Annotated in this window: 23 protein-coding genes; 14 read left to right on the forward strand and 9 right to left on the reverse strand. The window is 69.6% G+C overall.

Features of this window, described 5'->3' with window-relative positions:
- Position 1: 1 nt before the first annotated feature.
- Positions 2-1,312, reverse strand: a complete 1,311-nt coding sequence (gene aceA / locus ACFOYW_RS01890) for an isocitrate lyase (RefSeq protein WP_390226899.1) — start codon at positions 1,310-1,312, stop codon at positions 2-4.
- Between the two features lie 148 nt (positions 1,313-1,460).
- Between aceA and ACFOYW_RS01895 the strand changes: the two genes are divergently transcribed.
- Entirely contained in the window at positions 1,461-2,894 is a 1,434-nt protein-coding gene (locus tag ACFOYW_RS01895; protein ID WP_390226900.1) for a helix-turn-helix domain-containing protein, read from the forward strand.
- A gap of 188 nt (positions 2,895-3,082) precedes the next feature.
- Positions 3,083-4,012 carry a class II fructose-bisphosphatase gene (gene glpX / locus ACFOYW_RS01900; protein ID WP_390227356.1) on the forward strand — a complete coding sequence of 310 codons (930 nt, stop codon included), beginning with the start codon at positions 3,083-3,085 and terminating at the stop codon, positions 4,010-4,012.
- A 4-nt stretch (positions 4,013-4,016) separates the two neighbouring features.
- Here glpX and ACFOYW_RS01905 read toward each other — a convergent pair whose 3' ends face one another.
- Positions 4,017-5,462: a helix-turn-helix domain-containing protein gene (locus tag ACFOYW_RS01905; RefSeq protein ID WP_390226902.1), complete on the reverse strand. Its 1,446-nt coding sequence runs from the start codon at positions 5,460-5,462 to the stop codon at positions 4,017-4,019.
- A 119-nt stretch (positions 5,463-5,581) separates the two neighbouring features.
- Here ACFOYW_RS01905 and ACFOYW_RS01910 point away from each other — a divergent pair, with 119 nt between their 5' ends.
- Positions 5,582-7,423 (forward strand): phosphoenolpyruvate carboxykinase (GTP), encoded by a 1,842-nt coding sequence (locus tag ACFOYW_RS01910; protein WP_390226903.1) that lies wholly within the window; start codon positions 5,582-5,584, stop codon positions 7,421-7,423.
- A gap of 95 nt (positions 7,424-7,518) precedes the next feature.
- Positions 7,519-8,892, forward strand: coding sequence for an anthranilate synthase component I family protein (locus ACFOYW_RS01915; protein WP_390226904.1), 1,374 nt, complete (start codon positions 7,519-7,521; stop codon positions 8,890-8,892).
- 75 nt (positions 8,893-8,967) lie between these two features.
- Here ACFOYW_RS01915 and ACFOYW_RS01920 read toward each other — a convergent pair whose 3' ends face one another.
- Positions 8,968-9,171 (reverse strand): cold-shock protein, encoded by a 204-nt coding sequence (locus tag ACFOYW_RS01920; RefSeq protein WP_390226906.1) that lies wholly within the window; start codon positions 9,169-9,171, stop codon positions 8,968-8,970.
- A gap of 167 nt (positions 9,172-9,338) precedes the next feature.
- Here ACFOYW_RS01920 and ACFOYW_RS01925 point away from each other — a divergent pair, with 167 nt between their 5' ends.
- Positions 9,339-10,313 carry an aldo/keto reductase gene (locus ACFOYW_RS01925; RefSeq protein WP_390226907.1) on the forward strand — a complete coding sequence of 325 codons (975 nt, stop codon included), beginning with the start codon at positions 9,339-9,341 and terminating at the stop codon, positions 10,311-10,313.
- Here ACFOYW_RS01925 and ACFOYW_RS01930 read toward each other — a convergent pair.
- Complete coding sequence (locus tag ACFOYW_RS01930; RefSeq protein ID WP_390226908.1) at positions 10,301-11,215, reverse strand: TIGR01777 family oxidoreductase; 915 nt, start codon at positions 11,213-11,215, stop codon at positions 10,301-10,303. The two genes, ACFOYW_RS01925 and ACFOYW_RS01930, sit on opposite strands and share 13 nt — an antisense overlap.
- 71 nt (positions 11,216-11,286) lie before the next feature.
- Between ACFOYW_RS01930 and ACFOYW_RS01935 the strand changes: the two genes are divergently transcribed.
- Positions 11,287-11,724, forward strand: coding sequence for a hypothetical protein (locus ACFOYW_RS01935; RefSeq protein WP_390226910.1), 438 nt, complete (start codon positions 11,287-11,289; stop codon positions 11,722-11,724).
- Here ACFOYW_RS01935 and ACFOYW_RS01940 read toward each other — a convergent pair.
- Together ACFOYW_RS01940 and ACFOYW_RS01945 are read right to left on the reverse strand one after the other, a co-directional pair.
- Complete coding sequence (locus ACFOYW_RS01940; protein WP_390226911.1) at positions 11,721-12,362, reverse strand: FMN-dependent NADH-azoreductase; 642 nt, start codon at positions 12,360-12,362, stop codon at positions 11,721-11,723. The genes ACFOYW_RS01935 and ACFOYW_RS01940 overlap by 4 nt on opposite strands.
- A 46-nt stretch (positions 12,363-12,408) precedes the next feature.
- Positions 12,409-13,533, reverse strand: coding sequence for a fatty acid desaturase family protein (locus tag ACFOYW_RS01945; RefSeq protein ID WP_390226912.1), 1,125 nt, complete (start codon positions 13,531-13,533; stop codon positions 12,409-12,411).
- Between the two features lie 224 nt (positions 13,534-13,757).
- Between ACFOYW_RS01945 and ACFOYW_RS01950 the strand changes: the two genes are divergently transcribed.
- A complete protein-coding gene (locus ACFOYW_RS01950) occupies positions 13,758-14,546 on the forward strand; it encodes an SDR family NAD(P)-dependent oxidoreductase (protein ID WP_390226913.1) in 789 nt (262 codons plus the stop codon).
- Between the two features lie 19 nt (positions 14,547-14,565).
- A complete protein-coding gene (locus tag ACFOYW_RS01955) occupies positions 14,566-15,504 on the forward strand; it encodes an LLM class F420-dependent oxidoreductase (RefSeq protein WP_390226914.1) in 939 nt (312 codons plus the stop codon).
- A gap of 9 nt (positions 15,505-15,513) precedes the next feature.
- Here the strand turns inward: ACFOYW_RS01955 and ACFOYW_RS01960 are convergent, their stop codons facing one another.
- The gene (locus ACFOYW_RS01960; RefSeq protein WP_390226915.1) at positions 15,514-15,729 is read right to left on the reverse strand and encodes a hypothetical protein; all 216 of its coding nucleotides are present in this window, start codon (positions 15,727-15,729) and stop codon (positions 15,514-15,516) included.
- Positions 15,730-15,839: 110 nt separating this feature from the next.
- Positions 15,840-17,252 (reverse strand): MBL fold metallo-hydrolase, encoded by a 1,413-nt coding sequence (locus ACFOYW_RS01965; protein WP_390226916.1) that lies wholly within the window; start codon positions 17,250-17,252, stop codon positions 15,840-15,842.
- A gap of 183 nt (positions 17,253-17,435) precedes the next feature.
- Between ACFOYW_RS01965 and ACFOYW_RS01970 the strand changes: the two genes are divergently transcribed.
- The 3 genes from ACFOYW_RS01970 to ACFOYW_RS01980 are packed head-to-tail and all read left to right on the forward strand — an operon-like array spanning position 17,436 to position 20,369.
- Positions 17,436-18,290 carry a fumarylacetoacetate hydrolase family protein gene (locus tag ACFOYW_RS01970; RefSeq protein ID WP_390226918.1) on the forward strand — a complete coding sequence of 285 codons (855 nt, stop codon included), beginning with the start codon at positions 17,436-17,438 and terminating at the stop codon, positions 18,288-18,290.
- Positions 18,287-19,048, forward strand: a complete 762-nt coding sequence (locus ACFOYW_RS01975) for an SDR family NAD(P)-dependent oxidoreductase (protein ID WP_390226919.1) — start codon at positions 18,287-18,289, stop codon at positions 19,046-19,048. The genes ACFOYW_RS01970 and ACFOYW_RS01975 overlap by 4 nt, the downstream gene beginning before the upstream one ends.
- A gap of 13 nt (positions 19,049-19,061) precedes the next feature.
- The gene (locus tag ACFOYW_RS01980; RefSeq protein ID WP_390226921.1) at positions 19,062-20,369 is read left to right on the forward strand and encodes an L-fuconate dehydratase; all 1,308 of its coding nucleotides are present in this window, start codon (positions 19,062-19,064) and stop codon (positions 20,367-20,369) included.
- Positions 20,370-20,390: 21 nt separating this feature from the next.
- Here ACFOYW_RS01980 and ACFOYW_RS01985 read toward each other — a convergent pair whose 3' ends face one another.
- Entirely contained in the window at positions 20,391-21,080 is a 690-nt protein-coding gene (locus tag ACFOYW_RS01985) for a FadR/GntR family transcriptional regulator (protein ID WP_390226922.1), read from the reverse strand.
- 131 nt (positions 21,081-21,211) lie between these two features.
- Here ACFOYW_RS01985 and ACFOYW_RS01990 point away from each other — a divergent pair, with 131 nt between their 5' ends.
- The 3 genes from ACFOYW_RS01990 (at position 21,212) to ACFOYW_RS02000 (ending at position 23,915) form a co-directional block, all read left to right on the forward strand.
- Positions 21,212-22,432 (forward strand): acyl-CoA dehydrogenase family protein, encoded by a 1,221-nt coding sequence (locus ACFOYW_RS01990; protein ID WP_390226923.1) that lies wholly within the window; start codon positions 21,212-21,214, stop codon positions 22,430-22,432.
- Between the two features lie 74 nt (positions 22,433-22,506).
- A complete protein-coding gene (locus tag ACFOYW_RS01995; RefSeq protein WP_390226924.1) occupies positions 22,507-23,070 on the forward strand; it encodes a hypothetical protein in 564 nt (187 codons plus the stop codon).
- A 20-nt stretch (positions 23,071-23,090) separates the two neighbouring features.
- Entirely contained in the window at positions 23,091-23,915 is an 825-nt protein-coding gene (locus ACFOYW_RS02000) for a 3-keto-disaccharide hydrolase (protein WP_390226925.1), read from the forward strand.

The raw sequence follows: 23,915 nt of genomic DNA on the forward strand, positions 1-23,915 counted from the left end.
GTCAGTGGAATTGCGCGGATTCGGTCGAACCCACGAGCGCCAGCGTCGACGCGGTCGGGTTGAGGGCCGTCGCGACGCGGTCGAAGTACCCCGTGCCGACCTCCGCCTGGTGCTTGGTGGCGGTGTAGCCGCGTGCCTCTGAGGCGAACTCCGCCTCCTGCAGTTCCACGTAGGCGGACATCTGCCGCTCCTTGTAGCCGGCCGCAAGGTCGAACATCGAGTGGTTGAGCGCGTGGAAGCCGGCCAGGGTGATGAACTGGAACGCGTAGCCCATCGCCGACAGCTCGCGCTGGAAGCCCGCGATCTCGTCGTCGTCGAGGTGGCTCTTCCAGTTGAAGCTCGGCGAGCAGTTGTATGCGAGCTTCTGCTCGGGGTAGATGTCGTGGACCGCCTCGGCGAAGGTGCGCGCGAGCTCGAGGTCGGGCTTGGCCGACTCGACCCACAGCAGGTCGGCGTACGGCGCGTAGGCGAGACCGCGGCCGATGACGGGGCGGATGCCGTTCTCGACCTCGTAGAACCCCTCAGCCGTACGCTCGCCGGTGAGGAACTGGCGGTCCCGCTCATCGACGTCGCTCGTCAGGAGCGTCGCGGCCAGGGCATCCGTTCGCGCGATGACGATCGTCGACGTTCCGGCGACGTCCGCCGCGAGCCGCGCCGCGTTCAGCGTGCGCACGTGCTGCGAGGTCGGCACCAGGACCTTGCCGCCCATGTGGCCGCACTTCTTCTCGCTCGCGAGCTGGTCCTCCCAGTGCACGCCCGCAGCGCCCGCCTGGATCATCGACTGCATCAGCTCATAGGCGTTCAGCGGTCCGCCGAACCCGGCCTCCGCGTCCGCCACGATCGGCACGTTCCAGTCGCGGCTCGTCGTGCCGCTCTCGCTGAACTCGATCTGACCGGCACGAAGCAGCGCGTTGTTGATCCGGCGCACGACTGCCGGAACCGAGTTGGCCGGGTACAGGCTCTGGTCCGGGTAGGTCTGGCCCGCAAGGTTCGCGTCGGCCGCGACCTGCCACCCGGAGAGGTAGATCGCGTCGAGTCCGGCGCGAACCTGCTGCACGGCCTGGTTGCCGGTGAGCGCACCGAGCGCCGCCACCCAGTGCGTCGGGTCGTCATTGGCCTCGATGAGCTCCCACAGGCGCTCGGCGCCGCGGCGGGCGAGCGTGCTGTCCTCGCGGACCGGACCGCGCAGCGAGATGACGTCTTCCGCGGTGTAGTCGCGCTGCACGTTCGACCAGCGCGGGTCGGCCGCCCACTCGGCCTCGAGCTCGGCCGCGGTCTGGGTCTGGTCGCCGGGGCGGGTGTTCTCGAACATTCCGTACTCCTTCGTCGGTGGATCGGTGATGTCATCGAGCCTGACCCCCGGAAAGTGCCCGATGCGAGAATCCAATTGCAGAAATTCCGGCTTTTTTCTGCGCAGCAGAAGGGGTACGGATGCCTGGAGCCGCGCCATCATGTAACCCATGGATCCGCTCATCATCGGCCGACGCATCCGCCAACTGCGCGCAGAGCGCGGCCTGACGCTCGAGACGCTCGCCGCGGCGATCGACCGCGCTCCGAGCCAGCTCTCGGTGATCGAGAACGGCCGCCGCGAGCTGAAGCTCAGTGAGGTGCAGAAGCTCGCCGACGCCCTTGGAGTCGACCTCGACACGCTGCTCGACGCTGAGCCGCCGGCTGGTCGAGCGGCCCTTGAGATCGCGCTCGAACGTGCCCAGCGCGGCCCCCTGTTCGCGTCGCTCGGCCTCGCGCCGTTGCCCCTGCGAAAGACCCTCTCGGACGACGCGATCGCCACGATCCTCGCGCTGCACGGCGAGCTGGAACGCCTGCACACCGAGCGTGCGGCCACGCCGGAGGAGGCGCGGCGGGCGAACACCGAGCTGCGCAAAGAGCAGCGCGCGAAGAACAACTACTACCCCGAACTCGAGAGGGCGGCGCGCGAGCTGCTCACGGCCGTCGCGCACCGCGGCGGCCCGCTGTCGCAACGCACGTCAGCCGAGCTCGCCGCCCACCTCGGGTTCACGCTGCACTATGTGCACGACCTGCCCTCGTCCACGCGCAGCGTGACCGACCGCAAGAACGGGCGCATCTACTTGCCCGTGCGGCAGCCGGGCACCGACCCGCGCTCAGCGCTCCTGCAGGCGCTCGCAGCACACGTGCTCGGTCGCCCGGAGCCGCAGGACTACGGCGAACTCCTGCGGCAGCGCGTCGAGACGAACTACCTCGCGGGTGCCCTGATGGTGCCCGAGGCGAGCGCGGTGCGATTCCTCGACGAGGCGAAGCGCGCGCGCGAGCTGTCCGTCGAGGACCTGCGCGACGCCTTCGCCGTGTCGTATGAGACCGCCGCCCACCGCTTCACGAATCTCGCCACCGAGCACCTCGGCATTCCGGTGCACTTCCTCAAAGTGCACTCGTCCGGCGCGATCTCAAAGGCGTACGAGAACGACGACGTGCTCTTCCCGACCGACGCGCTCGGCTCGGTCGAGGGCCAGCAGGTGTGCCGCTTCTGGAGCGCGCGTCAGGTGTTCGAGCGGGACGACCGGCTGTCGCCGTACCAGCAGTACACCGACAAGCCGGTCGGCACCTATTGGTGCACCTCGAAGATCGAGTCGGGCTCGAACGGCGACTTCTCGGTGTCGGTCGGCACGAAGTTCGCGCACGTCAAGTGGTTCCGGGGCCGCGACACCGAGGTGCGGCTCACCTCCAAGTGCCCCGACCCGGCGTGCTGCCGGACGCCGTCCGAGCAGCTCGCCGAGGCCTGGGCGGCGGATGCCTGGCCCGCCGCGCGCCTCAACTCCTCACTGCTGGCGGCCATGCCGTCGGGCACGTTCACGGGCGTCGACCGGGTCGCCGTGTACGAATTCCTGGAGTCCCACACCCCTTCACTTGACCCGGTGTGAAGAATCGCCGTTCTTGCTCGACCTCACCGGGGCGCACGGAGCAGGCTCGTGCCTAGCGTCAAAGTATGACGACTCTTCTCGAGATCCTGGGCTTCGAAACTGCGGGCGCCGCCCCCCAGACCCCCGCCGACCCCACCGCAGGGGCGCTGCACGGCTCGGACTATCTGAGCCCTGACCGGAACCTCGGCATGGAGCTCGTGCGCGCAACCGAGGCCGCCGCCATCGCAGCCTCCGTCTGGGTGGGCCGGGGCCACAAGGAGGACGCCGACGGCGCCGCCGTCGACGCCATGCGCGCCTTCCTCGGCACGGTCGCCTTCGACGGCCGGGTCGTGATCGGCGAAGGCGAGAAGGACCACGCGCCGATGCTCTACAACGGCGAGCACGTCGGGCGCGGCGACGGCCCCGAGTGCGATATCGCCGTCGACCCGATCGATGGCACGACCCTCACTGCCACGGGTCGTCCCGGCGCGCTGAGCGTCATCGCGGTGAGCGACCGTGGCACCCTGTTCGACCCGTCGGGCGTGTTCTACATGGACAAGCTCGTGACGGGCGCCGACGGCGCCGGGGTCGTCAGCCTGGAGCAGCCGATCGCCGACAACATCCGCGAACTGGCGCGCTCCCTCCACAAGCACCCGCGCGATCTGCGGGTCGCCGTGCTCGACCGCCCGCGCCATGCCGAGCTCATCGAAGAGATCCGCTCCGCGGGCGCCGGCACCCGCCTGCTCTCGGACGGCGACGTCTACGGCGGCATCGAGGCGGCACGGCACGACTCGGCCGTCGACCTCTGCGTCGGCGTCGGCGGCACGCCGGAGGGCGTGATCACGGCGTGCGCCGTCAAGGCGCTCGGCGGCTTCATGCAGGGCCGGCTCGCGCCGCGCACCGCCGAGGAGGCACAGCGTGCGACGGATGCCGGGCGCGATGTTCGCCGCATCCTCGGGCTCGACGACCTCGCCTCGGGCGACAACACCTACTTCGTCGCGACCGGCGTGACCGGCGGGGACCTGCTGCACGGCGTCGAGCGTTCGCACCGGGTGATCCGCATCGAGTCGCTCGTGCTCCGGTCGGCGAGCGGAACGCTGCGCCGCATCCGCGCCGAGCACCTGGCCGAGAAGTGGTGACGGTCTAGTCGCGGGGGGTGTGGCGCTCGAGGAATCCGTACAGCTCCGCGTCGTCGACGCCCGGGAACGTGCCCGCCGGCAGCGGCGAGAGGATGTGCGCGTGCGCCCGAGCCGACGGCCACGCCGCTTCCTTCCACCGATCTTCGAGATCGGCGGGCGGGTTCTGGCAGCATCGCGGGTCGGGGCACATCGAGGTGCGCCGCACCGTCGTCTCGCGGCCGCGGAACCACTTCGCGTCATCGAACGGCACGCCGAAGGTGATCGAGAACCGGCCGTCGTCACCCGACCCGACCTGCGACTCGCACCAGAAGGTTCCGGCCGGGGTGTCGGTGTACTGCGCCATCGTCGTGGTGTGCTGGCTCGAGTCGAGCGCCGCTCGCGCACCGAAATGGCGGCACGCGAACTGCCCTTCGACGGCCCCGGTCGCATCGGCCGGCAGCGGGAGACCGTCGTTCTCGTACACGCGGTAGATCGCACCGTCGTAGCCGACGCGCAGGAAGTGCACACGCAGACCGAGGTGCACGGTCGCGAGATTCGTGAGTCGCTGCGCCGCCGACTCGTGCGTGACGCCGAAGGCGTCCCGGAAGTCGTCGACCGCGAGCTCGCGCCGCTTCTTGGCCGCCTGGAGATAGGGAACGGCCGCGTCGCGCGGCATCAGGCAGCATGCGGCGAAGTAGTTGATCTCGAGTCGCTGCCGCAGGAATGTCGCGTAGTCGCCGGGCGCCTCGTGCCCGAGCACGCGGTGCGCGATCGCCTGCAGCGCCATCGAGCGCAGCCCGTGGCCGCCCGGGATCGACGCCGGCGGCAGGTAGATGCGGCCGCCTGAGAGGTCGGTGATCGATCGCGTCGAACGGGGCAGGTCGTCGACGTAGAGCAGCTCGAAGCCGAGCTGCTTCGCCATCAGCGCGACCTCGCGGTGCGTCAGCGCCCCCTGACTGTGCCCGGTCTTGCGCACCCTGTCCTCAGCCTCGGCCTCGATGTCGGGCAGGTAGTTGTCGCGCTCCCGCATCCACGTGCGCAGCTCTGTGTTTGCGCGGCGTGCCTGCTCAGGGGTCGCGATCTGCTCTCGTGCGCGGCGTGCGAGCACCCGGTGCATGCCGACGAGCGCCTCGAGCACGGGGGTCGGCGTGCCGCGGGTGGGTCGCACGACCGGCAGACCGGTCGACGCGTACAGGGGTGAGGTCTGCGCCCGCGCCAGCTCGATCTCGAGCGCGCTGCGCGCGTCGGGGGCCTCGCCGCTCAGCAGCTCGCCCAGCTCGACGCCGAGGGCGTCGGCGAGAGAGCTCAGCAGGGAGAGCTTGGGCTCGCGGCGGCCGTTCTCGACGAGAGACAGCTGGCTCGGCGCCGCGTCGACCCGCTGACCGAGCTGATCGAGGGTGAGGCCGCGCGTCGTGCGGAAGTGACGGATGCGTCGCCCGATGGTGACGAGGTCACCGCTGCTGCCTGCCATGGCCTTCACGCTAGCGCAAGAATCGGACTTCTTTGCATGGCTTTTCGCGCCAATCATCCGTAATTGACGCCCAAGCTGACATCACGAGGCAAAATTCCCGCCCAGGTGAGAGGCAGAACATGACCATCATCCACGAGCGCCCACGCGCTGAGACGACCACATCGCAGGGCGACGACGCGGCCGGGGCGCTGCGCGCGTGGGTCGACCAGGTTGCCGCGCTGACGCAGCCCGATCACGTGGTCTGGTGCGACGGCACCGACCGCGAACGCCACGAGATCACGCAGACGCTGCTCGACGAGGGCAAGCTGATCCGCTTGAACGGCGAATACCGCCCGGGCAGCTACCTGGCCCGCAGCGACCCTGCCGACGTCGCGCGCGTCGAGAGCCGCACCTTCATCTGCTCGAAGCGGCGGGAGGACGCCGGTCCGACGAACAACTGGGTCGAGCCGGGCGAGATGAAGCGCGAGTTGATCGAGCACTTCGACGGCGCCATGCGCGGTCGCACGATGTACGTCGTGCCGTTCTCGATGGGCCCCGTGGGCGGACGGCTGTCGAAGCTCGGCGTCGAGCTGACCGACAGCGCCTATGTGGTGCTCAACATGCACATCATGACGCGGGTCGGGTCCGCCGCTCTCGCACAGATCGACGCGGGCGATGACTGGGTGAAGGCGCTGCACTCGGTCGGGGCCCCGCTCATCGACGAGGCCGGCGTGCGGCACGACGACGTGCTGTGGCCGAGCAGCCCCGACAAGTACATCTCGCACTTCCCGGAGGACCGGGAGATCTGGTCGTTCGGCTCGGGCTACGGCGGCAACGCGCTGCTCGGCAAGAAGTCCTTCGCACTGCGCATCGCGAGCGTGATCGCCCGCGACGAGGGCTGGCTCGCCGAGCACATGCTGCTCATCAAGCTGACGAACCCCGTAGGGCGCACCTTCCACATCGCCGCCGCGTTCCCGTCGGCGTGCGGCAAGACGAACCTCGCCATGCTGCGTTCGACGCTGCCCGGCTGGAGCGTCGAGACCCTCGGCGACGACATCGCATGGCTGCGCCAGGGCGAAGACGGGCGCCTGTGGGCGATCAACCCCGAGGCCGGATTCTTCGGCGTCGCGCCCGGAACCGCGGCGGCGACGAATCCGAACGCCATGGAGACGATCTGGGGCAACACCGTCTTCACGAACGCGGCTCTGACCGACGACGGCGACATCTGGTGGGAGGGGATGACGAAGCACGCCCCCGAGCACCTCACCGACTGGACCGGCGCCAGCTGGAAGCCCGGCCTCGGCCGGCCGGCTGCGCACCCGAATGCGCGCTTCACGGTGGCTGCCGCGCAGTGCCCCTCGATCGCCGACGACTGGGAGGCGCACGACGGCGTGCCCCTCGACGCGATCGTGTTCGGCGGCCGCCGCGCAAGCAACGTCCCGCTCGTCGTGGAGGCGCGCGACTGGGAGCACGGCGTGTTCATCGGGGCGACGGTCGCGAGCGAGCAGACCGCCGCGGCCGAGGGCGCCGTCGGCGAGCTGCGCCGCGATCCGTTCGCCATGCTGCCGTTCTGCGGCTACAACATGGCGGACTACTGGGGCCACTGGCTCGCCGTCGGCGAGCGTCTCGGCGACCGTGCGCCCGCGGTGTTCAACGTCAACTGGTTCCGCAAGGGCGAGGACGGACGCTTCCTGTGGCCGGGCTTCGGCGAGAACATCCGTGTGCTCAAGTGGATCGCGGAGCGTCTCGAGGGCGAGGGAGCCGCGAGCGAGAGCCCGCTCGGCCTCGTGCCGGCGGCCGGCGCCCTGGACCTCGACGGCACAGACGTGACGGATTCCGACCTCGACGCCCTCTTCGCCGTCGACCCCGCGGCATGGAACGCCGAGGCCGACCTCACCGAACAGTACTTCGCCACCTTCGGCGACCGCGTGCCCGCGCCGCTGCGACGCCAGCTTGCGCAGCTGCGGCGGCGCCTCGGGTAGTCGCGCCTGCCGCCCGCGGCAGTGTGCGGAGCGTGGGTTGCAGGGGACGGCGGCCGGACAACTGCTCGACGGCGGGAATCGGCAGAATTGTCGACGTGGTCGATTCTGCGAGGCGCCGACGCCTGCAGCAATGGGTGGACCCGTCGTTCGTCTATTCGCTGCTCTGTGAGGACCACACGGATCTCGTCTGGTCGGATCGCTCGGCGGCGTCGACCGACCGAGTCGATGTCATCGCTGTTCCCGACGGACCCGCTGACGTGGTGCTGTGCTCCGCCGATGGCGCGGTCAGTACGGGCGGCGTGATGCTGCCGGCCGGCGAGGATGCCTTTGCGTCGCTCGCCGCCGTGCTCCGGGGGCGACTGGATGGAGTCGACGACGCCTGTGCGGCCTCGAGGCACCTCGGCTGGTGGGGTTGGATCGGGTTCGAGCTCGGCGTCGAGATGCTCGGCGTGCGGCCGCACCCTGACGAGTCGCCGGCCGCCGCGTTCGTCTTCGCGTCCCGCGCGATCGAGTTCGACCATGACCTCCAGCAGGTGACGCTCGTGGCGCTGCCGGGGCAGAGAGACTGGCTCGATCGGATGACGCACCGCCTCGAGAGCGCTGCGGAAGAGGAGCCGCGTGCCCCGGCCCGCAGCGGCGCCGTGCTCATCGAGTCGCGATGGCGGCATGAGCACGAGGCCTACCTCGACCTCATCGCCGCGTGTCAGGCGAAGATCCGAGCGGGAAGCGCGTACCAGCTGTGCCTGACGAATCTGCTCACCGCCAGGTTCGACCGGCCGGTCGACCCCCTCGCTCTGTACCTCCGGCTCCGGGCGCACAACCCGGTCCGAAACGGCGGCATCGTACGCATCGCCGGATGGACGCTCGTGAGCGCGAGCCCGGAAGAGTTCCTCTCGATCGATGCGCGCGGCCATGCGATCACGCGGCCGATCAAGGGCACCCGCCCGCGCAGCGCCTCGCGAGCCGCCGATGCGGCGCTGGTGGCAGAGCTGCTCGCGAGCGACAAGGAACGCGCCGAGAACCTGATGATCGTCGACCTGATGCGCAACGATCTCTCGCGCGTGGCACGACTGGGCTCCGTGGAGGTCTCGCGGCTGTTCGAGATCGTCTCCTACCCGTCCGTGCATCAGCTCGTCTCGAGCATCGAGGCCGAGCTCACGGTGGACGCCATCGAGGCCGTGCGTTCGCTCTTTCCAGCAGGTTCCATGACGGGAGCGCCGAAGATCTCGGCCGTTGCAATCCTGCGAGACCTCGAGGGCGGCCCGCGCGGCATCTACTCCGGAGCCTGGGGCCGGCTCGGGGTCGACGGCTCAGCAGACCTCGCTGTCGTGATCCGGAGCATTGTGCTCCACGACGACGAGGCCAGAATCGGCGCCGGTGGCGGCATCACCGTACTGTCCGACCCCGCGTCGGAATGGCGCGAGGTCGAGCTCAAGGCACAGCCGCTGCTCACCGCTCTGCTCGGGTGACCGCAGCGACGAAACGCCCCGCCGGCGATTTCTGCAGGCGGGGCGTTCAGGTCTTCCGTTACGGAAGAAGGGGCGTTACAGCGGGCGGATGTTGGCCGCCTGCGGGCCCTTCTGACCGCGCTCGGTGTCGTATTCGACCTTCTGACCCTCTTCGAGGTTGCGGTACCCGTTGCCGGAGATCGCGGAGAAGTGGGCGAAGACGTCGGCACTGCCGTCGTCCGGGGCGATGAAGCCGTAGCCCTTTTCGGAGTTGAACCATTTGACGGTGCCGGTGGCCATATCGTCGTCTTTCCTTTGCTGATCCTGAATCGCGGCTGCGACCCGGCGCGCGGCGGCGAATCAGCCGCGCACGTCGTTCCAGCGTAGGGGATGCGGGCGGTCAATCGCAGGCGATCCATGCAAAATCCGTAGTATCGAATCGATACGAGTCGCGGCAAGCTGGTCATATGGACTACACCCACCTCGGACGATCAGGCCTCACCGTCTCCCGCATCGTGCTCGGCACGATGAATTTCGGCCCCCAGACGAGCGAAGCCGACTCGCACGCCATCATGGACAGCGCGCGCGAGCAGGGCATCAACTTCTTCGACACCGCGAACCGCTACGGCGGCCCCGATCACCCCGGCCACACCGAGGAGATCATCGGCAACTGGTTCGCACAGGGCGGCGACCGCCGCGAGCGCACCGTGCTGGCGAGCAAGCTGTACGGCGACATGTGGAACGGCTACCCCAACGGCGCCAAGCTCTCGGCGCTCAACATCCGCAACGCCATCGATGCGAGCCTCACCCGCCTCAAGACGGACCGCATCGACCTCATCCAGTTCCACCACGTCGACCGTGACACGCCGTGGGACGAGATCTGGCAGGCGCTCGAGACGGCCGTCGCTCAGGGCAAGGTGCTCTACGTCGGCAGCAGCAACTTCGCGGGCTGGCACATCGCCCAGGCGCAGGAAGCCGCCAAGTCGCGCCACTTCACCGGCCTTGTCAGCGAGCAGTCGATCTACAACCTGCTGCAGCGCGACATCGAGCGCGAGGTCATCCCGGCCGCGCAGCACTACGGGCTCGGAGTGATCCCGTGGTCGCCGCTGCACGGCGGCGCCCTGGCGGGCGTGATCGCGAAGCAGGCGGATGCCTCGCGCCGCGGCACCGGCCGCTCGGCGGAGGCCCTCGGCGCCAACCGCTCCCAGCTCGAGGCGTACGAGGACTTCGCACGCCAGCTGGGCGTCGAGCCGGCGCAGCTCGGTCTCGCGTGGCTGCTGCACCAGCCGGCCGTCACCGGGCCGATCGTCGGCCCGCGTACGGCCGCCCATCTGACGAGCGCGATCGCAGCGCTCGACGTGAAGCTCGACGATGCGGCACTCGCGCGCCTCGACGAGATCTTCCCCGGCTACAAGACCTCTCCTGAGGACTATGCCTGGTAGGTCGTCCCCGCAGGGCGGCCCAGTAGCTCGGCGATAGCCGAGTCCGCGGTCGCGTGGCGGAAGGCGAAGCCCTCCCGGGTGAGCACGGCGGGGCGCACGAGCTGATCGGCGAGCATCAGCTCGCGCGCCGCGTCGCCGAGCACGGTCGTCAGGGCGAACGCCGGAGCGGGCAGCCAGTACGGCCGGTGCACGGCACGCGCGACCGAGCGGATGAGCTCGGCCGCCGTCGCCGGCGTCGGCGCGACGAGGTTCACGGGACCCGCCAGTTCCGAGCGGATCGCGTGCAGGACCGCGCCGACCTCGTCGTGCAGGCTGATCCAGGGCCAATGCTGGCGCCCCGAGCCGAGGGGACCCGCAAGGCCGGCCTTCGCCAGTGCCAGGATCGGCCCGAGCGCACCCTCGCCGGCCAGGACGATGCCGGTGCGCAGGAAGACCACGCGGGTCGGTGCCGCTGCCGCCGCGTCCTCCCACCGGCGCACCAGCTCGGCAAGGAATCCCGTGCCGGTCGCGGAGAGCTCGTCGAGCTGCTCCCCCGGACGCGACCCGTAGAAGCCCACCGCAGAGGCGCTGATGAGCGCAGGCATCCGTTCGCCGCGCTCGTGCAGCTCACCGAGCGCGTGCACGATCGTGTTCGTCGCCGACAGCCGTGACTCGACGATGAGCCGGCGGTAGCCCGGGGTCCAGGGCAGCCGCGAGAGCGATGCGCCGGAGAGATTGACGACAGCGTCGGCGCCGGCGAGCGCCGCGGGGTCGAGCACGCCCGCCTCCGGCTGCCACGTCACCTGGCCGCGTCCGAGCGGCGCGTGCCTGACCAGCCGCACCACCTCGTCGCCCGCGTGCTCGAGGCGCCGCCCGAGCTCAGACCCGATCAGTCCGGACGCGCCGCCGATGACTACCCGCATACGCCCACGGTCTCACGAGACGAGCAGCTTTGGAGAAGCACCGCCGCAACGGTGTGCTCCATGATGGGCGCATGGCCGAAACCACGAAATCCACCGCCAAGTTCACCGCAGAGGAGCGCGCAGCGATGAAGCAGCGCGCGAAGGAGCTCAAGGCGCAGGAGACCGCCGCGCAGTCGCTGCAGGCGGTCCTCGACAAGATCGCGTCGCTCGACGAGCCCGACAGGACCAACGCCGAGCGCATCCACGACATCGTGACGCGCGTTGCGCCGTCACTCGTACCGCGCACCTTCTACGGCAGCCCCGCCTACGCGACCCCCGACGGCAAAGTCGTCCTGTTCTACCAGGAGCGCGCGAAGTTCAAGGTGCGCTACGGCAATCTCGCCTTTTTCGAGGCGGCACAGCTCGACGACGGCACGATGTGGCCGACCGCGTTCGCGGTCACCGAGATCTCGCCCGCCGACGAGGAGAAGATCGGCGAACTCGTGCGCAAGGCTGCCGGAGCCGCTTAGTCCAGAGCGAGCGCGAGGCGCCGCAGCTCGTCCGCCGCTGCCGTGTACTCGCGCTCGAACGCACCGCGCTCTCCGGCGAGTCCGGCGACCGACGTGGACAGCGTGCGCGTCACGACGACGACCTCGACGCGCATGCCGAGCGCCTCACCGAGCACGATCTGCAGCGGCGGCACCACGTGGTCCCACGTCGCGGTGGGGCTGCCCTCGTCATACGTCGCGCCGCGCGTCGTGACGATGACGGCGGTGCGGCCGCGCATCGGCTGCGTGTCGCCGTCGAACGGCGCTGTCACGCCGGGGACGTGCACGTGGTCGAGCCAGGTCTTGAGCGTCGAGGGCAGCGAGTAGTTGTACATCGGGGCGCCGATGAGCAGCACGTCGGCGGCGAGCAGCTGGTCGATCACCTCGCGCTGCGTGGCGTCGGCCTCGGGCAGCGCGGGGGCGTCTGCCGCCCGCAGCCGCGGCGGCCAGTGCAGCGATGCATCGGGCAGGTGCGGAACGGGGTCGGCGTGCAGGTCGCGCGCGACCACGACGTGGTCGGCGTCGCGTGCCTGCCACGCGTCGGCGAAGACGGTGGTCAGTCGCTTCGATACGGATGCTTCGCCGCTGGAGGACGAATCGAGACGCAGCAGCGTGGGCATGCCCCTACGCTAGCCCGCCCGAGCCGTCAGCGCGGGCGGTGCCGGCTCACGCGCTGCGGTACTGGGTGACGACCGGGCACAGGAACGGGTCGCGTGCCTGCAGCCCGACCTTGTTGAGGTAGGCGATCACGATCGCGTACGACTGGACGAGGGTCGCCTCGGTGTAGGGCACGCCCGTCTCGGCGCAGTGCTCGCGCACGATCGTGCGCGCCTGGGCCAGATGGGGGCGCGCCATGCTCGGGAAGAGGTGGTGCTCGACCTGGTAGTTGAGGCCGCCGAACAGGGTGGTCGCCCACCAGCCGCCGGTGACGTTGCGGGAGGTGCGCACCTGCTTGCTGAAGAAGTCGAGCTTCACGTTCGCCGGGATGATCGGCATGCCCTTGTGGTTCGGCGCGAACGAGGCGCCCATGTAGATGCCGAAGACAGCGAGCTGCACGCCGAGGAAGGCGCCCGCGATGCCGGGCGGAAGCAGCCAGAACAGCAGGCCGAGGTAGATCGCGAAGCGCGCGGCGACGAGCGTGATCTCGGTGCTGCGGTGCTTCACGTGATCGCGGCCGAAGAGCAGCTTGAACGATGTCCAGTGCAGGTTGACGCCCTCGAAGGTGAGCAGCGGGAAGAAGAGGTAGCCCTGGCGGCGGGTGATCCACGCCATCACGCCGGTCTGCTTCGACGCATCTTCTTCGGTGAAGGAGATCGTGTCGAACGCGATGTCGGGGTCGTCACCGATCTTGTTCGGGTTGGCGTGGTGCCTGGTGTGCTTGTTGACCCACCAGGCGTAGCTCATGCCGATCACGAAAGTGCCGAGGAAGCGGCCGAGGCGGTCGTTCGCCGGGCCGGAGGAGAGGACCTGGCGGTGCGCCGCCTCGTGCGAGAGGAAGGCGACCTGCGTCAGGATGAGGCCGAGCACGCCGGCGAGGATCAGCTGATACCAGCTGTGGCCGAGCAGCACCATGCCGACGATGTCGGCGGCCGTCGCGAGTGCGAGCCCGATGCCGACCAGCAGATAGAAGCCCGGAGCACGCGCCAGCAGCCCCTCGGCCTTCACGCGACGTGACACGACGGTGTACGACACGGGATCGCCCGGTCGCGTCGAACCGTCGGGGCGCGACGTAGTGCGGATTGCACCGAGACGACCCGAGAGCAGCTCAGTGCTGGAAATGGATGTGGCCACGCAGGCCCCCGTCCGTTCGCGGCCTCACGACCGTATGGGCACAAAAGGCAAGCCGCCGATCGCTTGCCCCCAAGGTATCCAGAATCGATGAATCGAAACCGTCAGACACCTGGCAATCAACCGGGCTCAGCGGTTTCACGGCCTGCGCTGCGGGCCGGCGCGGCACCAAGTCGCGCAGGAGGAAGCAAATTGGTCGCAGAACCGGAAGCAAGCTGGGAGGGGCAATGCAGCTCGATCTCACCGATCGTGTCGTCATCATCACCGGGGCCGCACGCGGAATCGGCCGCGGCATCGCAGAGGCCTTCATAGCCGAGGGCGCGCGCGTGGCGGCGCTCGACCGGTCGTTCGACGCGGACGCAGGGCTCGATGCATCCGATCGCCTGCTTCCGCTCGAATGCGACGTGACGGATGCTTCGTCCACCGCCGCCGTCATCGAGCAGATCGTCGCACGCTTCGGCCGGGTCGACGTGCTCGTGAACAACGCCGGCATCAACGTCGACGCACCGTTCGAGCAGATCTCGGCCGAGCGGTTCCGTGCGGTGATGGACGTGAACGTCACCGGCACCTTCCTCATGGCGCAGGCGGTCGCACCGATCATGAAGGCGCAGCGCTCGGGGCGCATCATCAACGCGGCGAGCTTCGCCGCGATCGTGCCCGCGTTCGGCGGCGCCGCCTATGCCGCGTCGAAGGCCGCCGTCGTGCAGCTCACCCGCGTGCTCGCCGGCGAGCTGGGGCCGTGGGGCGTGACGGTGAACTGCTACGCGCCCGGCATGGTGCCGACCGGCATCAACGGATTCGCCGACATGGCGCCCGCCGCGCAGGAGCGGCTGCTCGACACGCTCACGCTGCGCCGGTGGGAGGCGCCCGACGACGTCGCGAAGCTGCTCGTGTTCCTCGCCTCCGACGCGGCGGCGTACCTGACCGGCGCACTCATCGACATCAGCGGCGGAAAGCTCGCCACGCAGATCCCCGCGAAGGCGTACGAGGCCGCAGCACTGGGCTCCGCGGAATGATCGGCGTAGCGTCGGGATAGTGACGATCTCCCTCGGTTACCAGATCCCCAACTTCACCTACCCCGGTGGCGTCGAGACCCTCTTCGACACCGTTCAAGCCCAAGCGCGCGAGGCCGAGGCCAGCGGCTTCGACACCGTCCTCGTGATGGACCACTTCTACCAGCTGCCCGGTCTCGGCACCCCGGACCAGCCCATGATGGAGGCGTACTCCACTCTCGCCGCCCTCGCCGCGTCGACCAGCACGATCCAGCTGTCGACCCTCGTGACCGGCAACACCTACCGCAACCCCACGCTGCTCGCCAAGACGGTCAGCACGCTCGACGTGATCAGCCACGGCCGCGCGATCCTCGGCCTCGGCGCCGGCTGGTTCGAGCTCGAGCACGAGCAGCTCGGCTTCGATTTCGACACCTTCACCGAGCGCTTCGAGAAGCTCGACGAGGCGCTGCAGATCATCCACCCGATGCTGCGCGACGAGCGCCCCGAGTTCACCGGCAAGTGGTACCGGGCGCACGGCGCGATGAACGTGCCGCGCTTCCGCGACGCCGTCCCGATCATGCTCGGCGGTCAAGGCGAGCGGAAGACGTTCCGCCTCGCGGCCCGCTTCGCCGACCACATGAACATCATCGCCGCCATCGAGGACCTGCCGCACAAGGTTCAGGTGCTGCGTCAGCGGGCGGAGGAGATCGATCGCGACCCCGCCACCCTCAAGACGAGCTACCTCGCCAGCGTGGTGCTCACCGAGAACCGGGCCGAAACCGACGCCCTGCTCGCGGAACTGCCGGAGGACCGCCGCAACCGCGCCTTCATCGGCACGGCCGATGTGGTCGCCGAACGGATCGCCAACGATGTGCTGGGCGCGGGCGTCGAGGGCATCGTCGTCAACGCACCGTCCAACGGCCACGTGCCCGGTGTCGTGACCGCACTCGGCGAGGCTCTCTCGCCGCTCGTGCAGCGCTGAGACGGAGGGCTACAGGGCCCGCGCGGCCCTGTTGCCCGCCCGCTTCGCCGCCTTCTCGGCACGCCGCACGGCCTGCTTGCGCGCCTTCTTGACGCGTGGGTCGTTCCACAGCGCGTCCAGCCCGGCCTGAATCTCGCGGTAGCGACCGCGGCCGGCCTTGGCGCCGTACGTGTACGCGACGAAGGCGATGATCCCGAGCACAAGGAAGGTGAAGAACTTACGCATGGTCCTAGCTTCGGCGCTGAGGCTCCTGGCTTCCAGGGGCTTGACGCGCCGGGCTCGACCCGCGACCCTGCCGCTCAGTGCCTGCGCCGGGCGGCAGGTCCTGCGTCTCGCTACGCGGGGACCGCGTCGTTCAGGTGACGCTGCCACGCGTCCATGCCGCCCGCGAGTTCGATCGCGGGGACGCCGTGCCCGCGCAGCCACGATCCGGCGACCGATGACCGCCAGCCGCTCTGGCAGTACACGACGACGGGACGGTCGCCCGGCACTTCGCCGATCCGGCGCGCGAGCTGCGGAAGCGGAATGTTCATCGCACCCGGCACCGAGCCGCTCTCGTATTCGACGGCGCTGCGCACGTCGATGATGAACGGGGCCGGCGCACTGTCTCGCATCCGATCCACCTCGTCGGCGCTCGCGCGCAGCGACGGGACCAGCCGTCCGGCCGCTGCCAGCGCCCCGACGCCCACACCGTCGACGATGCCGACCACGCTGTCTGCGCCGATGCGGCCGAGGCGCGACACAGCCTCGACCTCGGTGCCCGGCTCGGACACCACGATCACGATCGGCGCCCCCAGGTCGAGGAACATTCCGGCCGTCTCGGCGAAGCGGCCAACGAGCGGCACTCCGAGCGAGCCGGGCAGGTGGCCGAGGGCGAACTCGTCCTGGTGCCGAGCGTCGAGCACGACTCCCCCGGCGGCGAGGTGGGCGTCGAGCTCGTCGAGCGAGAGCCGGCGGCGCGCCGCGGCGGCGGTGAAGAGCGGATGCCTGCGGCGGTTGAGCCCGGCGTCCTCCTCGAAATATGCCGGCGGAACAGCCTGCCCCGCGGTGAGATAGTCGACGAACTCGTCGACGGCCATCGGCCGGCAGGCCGGATTGTCGCGCCGCTCCGCGCCGATCGTCGACGACCGCTCGAGCCCGATGCTGCGTCCGCACGCGCTTCCCGCGCCATGCGCGGGCCACACCTCGACGTCGTCCGGCAGGCCCATCAGCTTGCGCTGGATCGTGTCGTGCTGCATCACCGCGAGCTGCGCCGGATCGGCACCGAAGCTCGCCTGAAGGTCGACACGGCCGACATCGCCGACGAAGAGGGCATCGCCGGTGAGGACACCCGCGGGCGCCGAGTCCGACCCGTGCTCGAAGACCAGCAGGCTGATCGACTCGGGCGTGTGACCTGGGGTCGTCATCACCTCGACGACGACGCCGTCGGCCCCGCCGGAGCTCGGGTCGCCCAGGACGATGCGCTCGCCGTCGCCGAGCAGCCGCGCATCGAACTCGGGGCGCGCGCGGTCCCCGAGCGCGATCCACGCGCCGGTCGCCGCCGCGAGCTCAAGGTGACCCGCCACGAAGTCGGCGTGGAAGTGAGTGAGGATGACGCCCACGATGGAGAGGCCGCGGTTCGCGGCATCCGTCACGTACTGCTCGATATCGCGCAGCGGATCGACGATCACCGCGCGGCGCGACTGCTCGTCGCCGATGAGGTACGCCGCCTGCGAGAGACAGCCTGTGTAGTACTGGGTCAGGATCATGGCGAGCCCCTCGAGCGCACAGACAAGTGTTCATTCGGACTCTACGCCGAAGTGCCGGGCGTCCCCATCGTCTGGGCGAGGCGTTTCTCAGCGTTCACCTGTCGAACGGCTCCCGGGGTGCTGTGGCGGCAGGCGAGTCACACATAGGATGTTTGCGACGCCTAGACCCCTGTGGGAGAGACAATGAAGTTTGCGCGCCTCGGTTCGCCCGAGCACGAGATGCCCGTTCTGATCGACAACGGAGTGAGCTACGACCTGAGGCCGGTGACCGGCGACATCGACGGTGCGTTCCTCGCCGGCGACGGTCCGGCACGCGCCGCCGCCGCGCTCGCCGCGGGCGAGCTCACGCCGGTCGACGGCGCCGACGGCCTGCGCGTCGGCGCACCGATCGCGCGCCCGGGCGCCGTCCTGTGCATCGGCATGAACTATGCGGCTCACGCTGCGGAATCGGGCTCGCAGCCGCCGAGCGTGCCGATCCTCTTCATGAAGACTCCGAACACGGTCGTCGGCCCGAACGACCCGGTCGAGATCCCGCGCGACAGCGAGAAAACCGATTGGGAGGTCGAGCTCGGGGTCGTCATCGGCAGCCGTGCGCTCTACCTCGACTCGCCGGAAGCGGCTCTCGACCACGTCGCGGGCTTCGTGCTCGCTAACGATCTCTCAGAGCGCACCTGGCAGCTCGAGGTGTCCGGCGGCCAGTGGTCGAAGGGCAAGTCGGCCCCGGGGTTCTGCCCGATCGGGCCGTGGCTGGTGACGCCGGACGAGGTCGATCACCAGCAGCTGCGGCTGCGCAGCTTCGTCAACGGCGAGCCCCGCCAGGACTCGAACACGTCGGACATGGTGTTCGACGTCGCCACGATCATCTGGCAGCTCAGCCAGTACCTGGCACTCGAGCCGGGCGACCTCATCCTCACCGGCACCCCCGAGGGCGTCGCGCTGTCCGGCCGGTTCCCGTTCCTGCGAGCAGGCGACACGGTCGAGCTGGACATCGCCGGACTCGGTGCGCAGCGCCAGGAGTTCGTGGCGGCGGCACGATGACGAGCAGCGGGTTCAGCGGCCTCAAGGCGATCGTCACGGGCGGCGGCTCCGGCATCGGCGCAGCGATCGCGCGCACGCTGCTCGAGCGCGGCGCCTCCGTCGCGGTGCTGGACCTCTCGCCCGATGGCGCGCCCGACGGAGCGGTCGCGATCGCGTGCGACGTGAGCGACGATGCGTCGGTGCGACAGGCGGTGACGGATGCCGCGACTCAGCTCGGCGGTATCGACATCGTGGTGAACAACGCCGGCATCGGCGCCCAGGGCACCATCGAGGCGAACGACGATGCCCAGTGGCACCATGTGTTCGACGTGAACGTGCTCGGCGCCGTGCGCGTCTCACGTGCGGCGCTGCCGCTGCTGCGGTCGTCCGATCACGCCGCGATCGTGAACACCTGCTCGAGCGCCGCCACCGCGGGCATGCCGGAGCGCGCCCTGTACTCGGCGACGAAGGGCGCGGTCGCTGCGCTCACCCGCGCCATGGCCGCCGACCACCTGCGCGAGGGCATCCGCGTCAATGCCGTCAACCCGGGCACCGCGGACACGCCGTGGATCGGGCGGCTGCTCGCATCGGCAGCCGACCCCGCCGCCGAGCGCGCGGCGCTCGAGGCACGCCAGCCGCATGGCCGCCTGGTCAGTCCTGACGAGATCGCCGAGGCGGTCGCGTACCTGGCGAGCCCGTTCGCCGGCTCGACGACGGGCATCGAGCTCGCCGTCGACGGCGGCATGCAGGCGCTGCGGCTGCGGCCGGCCGAAAAATAGGAGACGACACCCCATGACAACCATTACGGGCGTGCGCACGCATGACGTGCGCTTCCCGACGTCCCTCACCGCCGACGGCTCCGACGCCATGAACAAGGTCACCGACTACTCGGCCGCCTACGTCGTGCTCGAGACCGATGGCGAGCTCGCCGGCTACGGCTTCACCTTCACGATCGGCCGTGGCAACGACCTGTGCGCCGAAGCCGCCCGGCAGCGGGCGCTGCCGCTCATCGGCCGCGACACCGACGAGTTGCTCGACGACCTCGGCGCCACCTACCGGGAACTCGCCTCCGACTCCCAGTTGCGCTGGCTCGGCCCCGAGAAAGGCGTCGAGCACCTCGGCATGGCCGCCGTCATGAACGCCCTCTGGGACATGGCCGCCCGCCGCGCGGGCAAGCCCCTGTGGCGGCTGCTCGCGGACATGACCCCCGAAGAGCTCGTGGACGTGACCGACCTGCGCTATCTCAGCGACGTGCTCACCCGGCAGGAGGCGATCGACCTGCTCGCCGAGGGCTGGCCGACTCGCGCCGAGCGCATCGCCGAGCTCGAGACGAGCGGCGGCTACCCCTGCTACACGACCTCGGCCGGCTGGCTCGGCTACTCCGACGAGAAGCTGCGCCGCTTGCTCACCGAAGCCGTGGACCAGGGCTACCGCCACGTGAAGCTCAAGGTCGGAGCCGACCTCGACGACGACATCCGTCGCCTACGCATCGCCCGCGAGGTCATCGGCTGGGATGCGCAGCTCATGATCGACGCGAATCAGGTGTGGGACGTGCCCGAGGCGATCGAGTGGATGGCGCGACTCGCCGAGTTCAAGCCCCACTGGATCGAGGAGCCCACGAGCCCCGACGACATTCTCGGCCACGCGGCCATTCGCAAGGCCGTCGCCCCCATCGGCGTCGCGACCGGCGAGCACGGCATGAATCGCGTGCTGTTCAAGCAGCTGTTCCAGGCCGAGGCGATCGACTTCTGCCAGCTGGACTCCGCCCGCCTCGCCAGCATCAACGAGATCCTCGCCGTCTACCTGATGGCCAAGAAGTTCGGGGTGCCCGTCTGCCCGCACGCCGGCGGCGTCGGCCTGTGCGAACTCGTGCAGCACCTGTCGATCTTCGATTACGTCGCCGTGTCCGGCACGCTCGAGAACCGCGTGACCGAGTTCGTCGATCACCTGCACGAGCACTTCACCGATCCGTGCATCGTCGAGGGCGGTCGCTACACGCTGCCGACCGCTCCCGGCTACAGCGCGCGCATGCACGAGGAATCCGTGGCCACCTACGAATTCCCGGGCGGCGCCTACTGGGCGCAGCCCGTCGCGGGCTGAGCCGGCCGCCCCGGCATCCGTCTATTCGGCGCTCTGCTGGTCCACGCGCCGCACCCACTGCTCGACGCCGTCGATATGCGCGAGAACGCGCGCGTGGGCCAGCTGCGGGTCGCGCTGCCGGATCGCGTCGACGATCGCCGCATGCTCGTCGAGCGTGCGGCGCGCGGCGCCGTCCTGCGTCAGCGCGCGCCACACCCGCACCCGCACGGTCTTGCTCGACAGCGCCTCGATGAGCCCCAGCAGGTACTCGTTGCCGGCGAGTCGGGCGATCGCCGCGTGGAAGTCGAGGTCTGCGGCCACGAGGTCCTCGACGCCGGTCTGCTCGCTGGCCGCGCCCGCACGCGCCGCGAGCCCCTCGATCTCCGCATCGCTCGCCCGCGCCGTCGCGATCAGGGCGGAGGCCGGCTCGAGGATGCGTCGCACTTCGAGCAGCTCGTACAGCGAACGGTCGTGATGGAGATCGGTCACGAACGACACTGCCTCGAGCAGGAGGGCAGGCTCGAGACTCGTGACATACGTGCCGTCGCCGCGTCTGACGTCGAGGACTCGGATGAGCTCGAGTGCCTTCACCGCCTCGCGCAGGCTGTTGCGCGAGAGTCCCAGCGCCTCGCTCAGCGGCTTCTCCGGCGGAAGACGCTGACCGGGCTGGAGCTGGCCGGACAGGATCATCGCGCGGATCCGCGCGATGGCGTCATCGGTCAGTGAGGGCATCCATCCTCCTCGCAACGGCACAGGCCACCGACGCGGCGACCCGCAGACATCCTATGTCTGCGGGCACTGGCACGAGACACAAGGCGACGCGCCGCAGCTCTCGACCACGGCTTCGCCCTATCGTTGGGGAAGTGACCGATCTTGATCTGATCGGCGACCCCTCACTGCATCTGCCCGCCGACTGGGACGACTGGCTGCGCACCGCCGATGAGGTCGCCGAGATCCTGCGCTCCGATGCGGTGGAGCGAGACGCCGCCAACGACTTCCCGAGCAGGGAGATCGAGCTGCTGCGATCGCGCGGACTGCTCGGCGTCGCGCTGCCGGCCGCGGCGGGCGGCGCCGGGCTGCCCTTCGCCCTCGCCGCCCAGGTGACGCGCCGCATCGCCCGCGTGGACTCGGGCATCGCGCACATCCTCGGCTACCACTACGGGTGGACACGCATTCTCGCCCATTACGACAGTGCGACGACACGGCGCCTGCTCGCCTCGACCGCCGAGCAGAACTGGCTGTGGGCGAGCCCCGGCAGCCCCCGCGTCGGCGGCGCGATCCAGCTGCGACGCGACGGGTCGAATCTCATCCTCAATGGCACCGTCGGCTTCGCCACCGGCTCCCCCGTCGCTCAGCGCCTCTTCACCCAGGTCATCGAGACGTCCACGGGCCGGCTCAATGTTGTCGCCGTCGATCCCCACGCCCCCGGTCTCACGATCGGCAGCGAGTGGGACATGCTCGGTCAGCGCCTCTCGGCGAGCCCGACGCTCAGCTTCGTCGATGTGACCGTGCCAGAGACCGATCTCATCGCCGAGCTCGGCCCCGTCACCGAGCTGCAGGAGCCGTTCGCGTCGGTCGGCGTGCTGAACTTCCAGTTCCTGTTCGGCGTCATCCACCTCGGCATCACCGAGGGCGCGCTCATCGAGGCCCGCGACTTCACCCGGGAACGCTCGGTCCCCTGGTCGCACTCGACTGTCTCGGAGATCGGCGAGGAGCCCTTCATCCTGAACGGCTACGGCGAGTACGTCGCCGCCGCACAATCCGTCTCCGCCCTCGTCGAGCGCAGCGAACAGCGCCTCCAGTGGCTGCACGATCGCGGAACCTCCGTCACCGCGGACGAGCGCGCGCAGGTCGCCGAGACCATCGCGAGCGCCAAGATCATCGCCACGAAGACCGCGCTCACGGTCACGACCGGCATCTACGACCTGACGGGGGCGCGCTCGGCAGCCAGTAAATACGGACTCGACCGCTTCTGGCGCAACGCCCGCACCCTCAGCCTGCACGACCCCATCGCCTACAAGCTCAACGAGGTCGGGCGCTACTACCTCAACGGTGAGAATCCGCGACCGAGCAACTACCGCTAGCGAGTGCGCCGAACGCGCTCGCAATGAGCGCGTCGATCATTGCCTTCCTTTCCCAAGGTAAGTAAGTTGGCGACATGAGCACCACCACAGACTCCAGTCGACTCAGCGCCTTCGATCAGGACGGCGATGTCGGTGAGCCGCAGCTTCCGGGATCCGCCCACACCGATGCGGGCGATCTCGTCATCACCGGCGCGGGCCACAACATGTGGCTCGACCGCGACGAGTTCCACTTCGTATGGAAGGAAGTCGACGGCGACTGGAGCCTCGACGCCACCGCGCACTTCGACGGCGAGGGCGTGAACGCACACCGCAAGGCCGTTCTGCTCGTCCGTCAGGACCTCGGCGCCGAGGCAGTGTACGCCGGAATCGCACTGCACGGCGACGGCCTCACGAGCCTGCAGTACCGGAGCGAGTCCGGCGCGATGACCGAGGAGATCCGCTTCTCCGTGAACGCGCCGACGCGCCTCACTCTGCGCAAGGTCGGCGACCGGGTCGAGACCGCGGCCGGCGACGAGAGCCACGCGGTGCAGCTGCCGCTGAGCGGGACCTACTACCTCGGTCTCGCCGTGTGCTCCCACGTCGACGACGTCATCGAGACCGCACGATTCAGCGACATCGAACTCGACGCCCTCAGCTGACGGCGGGCAGGCGGCAGAAGATGACGACGACGCTCTTCGACGGCGCCACCCTGACCGGCTGGCACGCCACGCCGCGTCTGCCCGTTCCCGTCGCTCCCGGGCGCCCGGGGCCTGACACCTCGAGCGACTCGTACCGTCGCGCCGCCGCATCGCACGGCCGCTGGTACATCGAAGACGACGCCATCGTCGGTGGCCAGGAGCCGCCGGGGAGCGGCCTCGGCGCGTACCTCGTCACCGACGCGAGCTATGGCGATTTCGAACTGAGCTTCGAGGTGAAGCCCGACTGGCCAGCGGATACGGGCATCCTCGTTCGCACCACGGACGACGGCCTGCGCGGGTTCCAGATCCTCATCGACCACCGTCGCTCCGGCGGCATCGGCGGCTTCTACGGCAACGGCATCGGCGGCTTCCATGCGCTCGCCCACAACGTCGATGTCGAGCGCGACGCGCAGGGTGCACCCGTCGGGCTCATCGCTGAGGACCCTGCGACGACCCTCGAACCCGTCACCGCCGAGAAGACGGCGCTTCTCAGCTACGCGGCGTCCGCCGACGAGTTCCAGCGCGCCTGGCGCTGGAACGACTTCAACGAATTCCGCGTCCGCTGCGTCGGGAAGTACCCGGTGCTCACGACGTGGGTCAACGGTGTCAAGCTCTACGAGCTCGACACCGCGGCGATCAGGCATCCGAACTACGACCGCGAGGCCGTCGCCGAACTGCTCGGTCGCGAGGGCCACATCGCGCTCGAGGTGCACGACAACGACCCGCGCATGGGACGCGACCGATGGGGCACGGACGCAGTCGTGCGCTGGCGCAACTTCCAGCTCACGCCGGTCACGGAAGACTGA

This window comes from Gryllotalpicola reticulitermitis, assembly GCF_042651345.1.
GTDB classification, from domain to species: domain Bacteria; phylum Actinomycetota; class Actinomycetes; order Actinomycetales; family Microbacteriaceae; genus Gryllotalpicola; species Gryllotalpicola reticulitermitis.

What these genes read in the sequence shown, in the direction of transcription:
- aceA (WP_390226899.1), bottom strand. Translation starts at nt 1,312, where the DNA reads ATGTTCGAGAACACCCGCCCCGGCGACCAGACCCAGACCGCGGCCGAG.
- ACFOYW_RS01895 (WP_390226900.1), top strand. Translation starts at nt 1,461, where the DNA reads ATGGATCCGCTCATCATCGGCCGACGCATCCGCCAACTGCGCGCAGAG.
- glpX (WP_390227356.1), top strand. Translation starts at nt 3,083, where the DNA reads ATGGAGCTCGTGCGCGCAACCGAGGCCGCCGCCATCGCAGCCTCCGTC.
- ACFOYW_RS01905 (WP_390226902.1), bottom strand. Translation starts at nt 5,462, where the DNA reads ATGGCAGGCAGCAGCGGTGACCTCGTCACCATCGGGCGACGCATCCGT.
- ACFOYW_RS01910 (WP_390226903.1), top strand. Translation starts at nt 5,582, where the DNA reads ATGACCATCATCCACGAGCGCCCACGCGCTGAGACGACCACATCGCAG.
- ACFOYW_RS01920 (WP_390226906.1), bottom strand. Translation starts at nt 9,171, where the DNA reads ATGGCCACCGGCACCGTCAAATGGTTCAACTCCGAAAAGGGCTACGGC.
- ACFOYW_RS01925 (WP_390226907.1), top strand. Translation starts at nt 9,339, where the DNA reads ATGGACTACACCCACCTCGGACGATCAGGCCTCACCGTCTCCCGCATC.
- ACFOYW_RS01930 (WP_390226908.1), bottom strand. Translation starts at nt 11,215, where the DNA reads ATGCGGGTAGTCATCGGCGGCGCGTCCGGACTGATCGGGTCTGAGCTC.
- ACFOYW_RS01935 (WP_390226910.1), top strand. Translation starts at nt 11,287, where the DNA reads ATGGCCGAAACCACGAAATCCACCGCCAAGTTCACCGCAGAGGAGCGC.
- ACFOYW_RS01940 (WP_390226911.1), bottom strand. Translation starts at nt 12,362, where the DNA reads ATGCCCACGCTGCTGCGTCTCGATTCGTCCTCCAGCGGCGAAGCATCC.
- ACFOYW_RS01950 (WP_390226913.1), top strand. Translation starts at nt 13,758, where the DNA reads ATGCAGCTCGATCTCACCGATCGTGTCGTCATCATCACCGGGGCCGCA.
- ACFOYW_RS01960 (WP_390226915.1), bottom strand. Translation starts at nt 15,729, where the DNA reads ATGCGTAAGTTCTTCACCTTCCTTGTGCTCGGGATCATCGCCTTCGTC.
- ACFOYW_RS01965 (WP_390226916.1), bottom strand. Translation starts at nt 17,252, where the DNA reads ATGATCCTGACCCAGTACTACACAGGCTGTCTCTCGCAGGCGGCGTAC.
- ACFOYW_RS01970 (WP_390226918.1), top strand. Translation starts at nt 17,436, where the DNA reads ATGAAGTTTGCGCGCCTCGGTTCGCCCGAGCACGAGATGCCCGTTCTG.
- ACFOYW_RS01975 (WP_390226919.1), top strand. Translation starts at nt 18,287, where the DNA reads ATGACGAGCAGCGGGTTCAGCGGCCTCAAGGCGATCGTCACGGGCGGC.
- ACFOYW_RS01980 (WP_390226921.1), top strand. Translation starts at nt 19,062, where the DNA reads ATGACAACCATTACGGGCGTGCGCACGCATGACGTGCGCTTCCCGACG.
- ACFOYW_RS01985 (WP_390226922.1), bottom strand. Translation starts at nt 21,080, where the DNA reads ATGCCCTCACTGACCGATGACGCCATCGCGCGGATCCGCGCGATGATC.
- ACFOYW_RS01995 (WP_390226924.1), top strand. Translation starts at nt 22,507, where the DNA reads ATGAGCACCACCACAGACTCCAGTCGACTCAGCGCCTTCGATCAGGAC.
- ACFOYW_RS02000 (WP_390226925.1), top strand. Translation starts at nt 23,091, where the DNA reads ATGACGACGACGCTCTTCGACGGCGCCACCCTGACCGGCTGGCACGCC.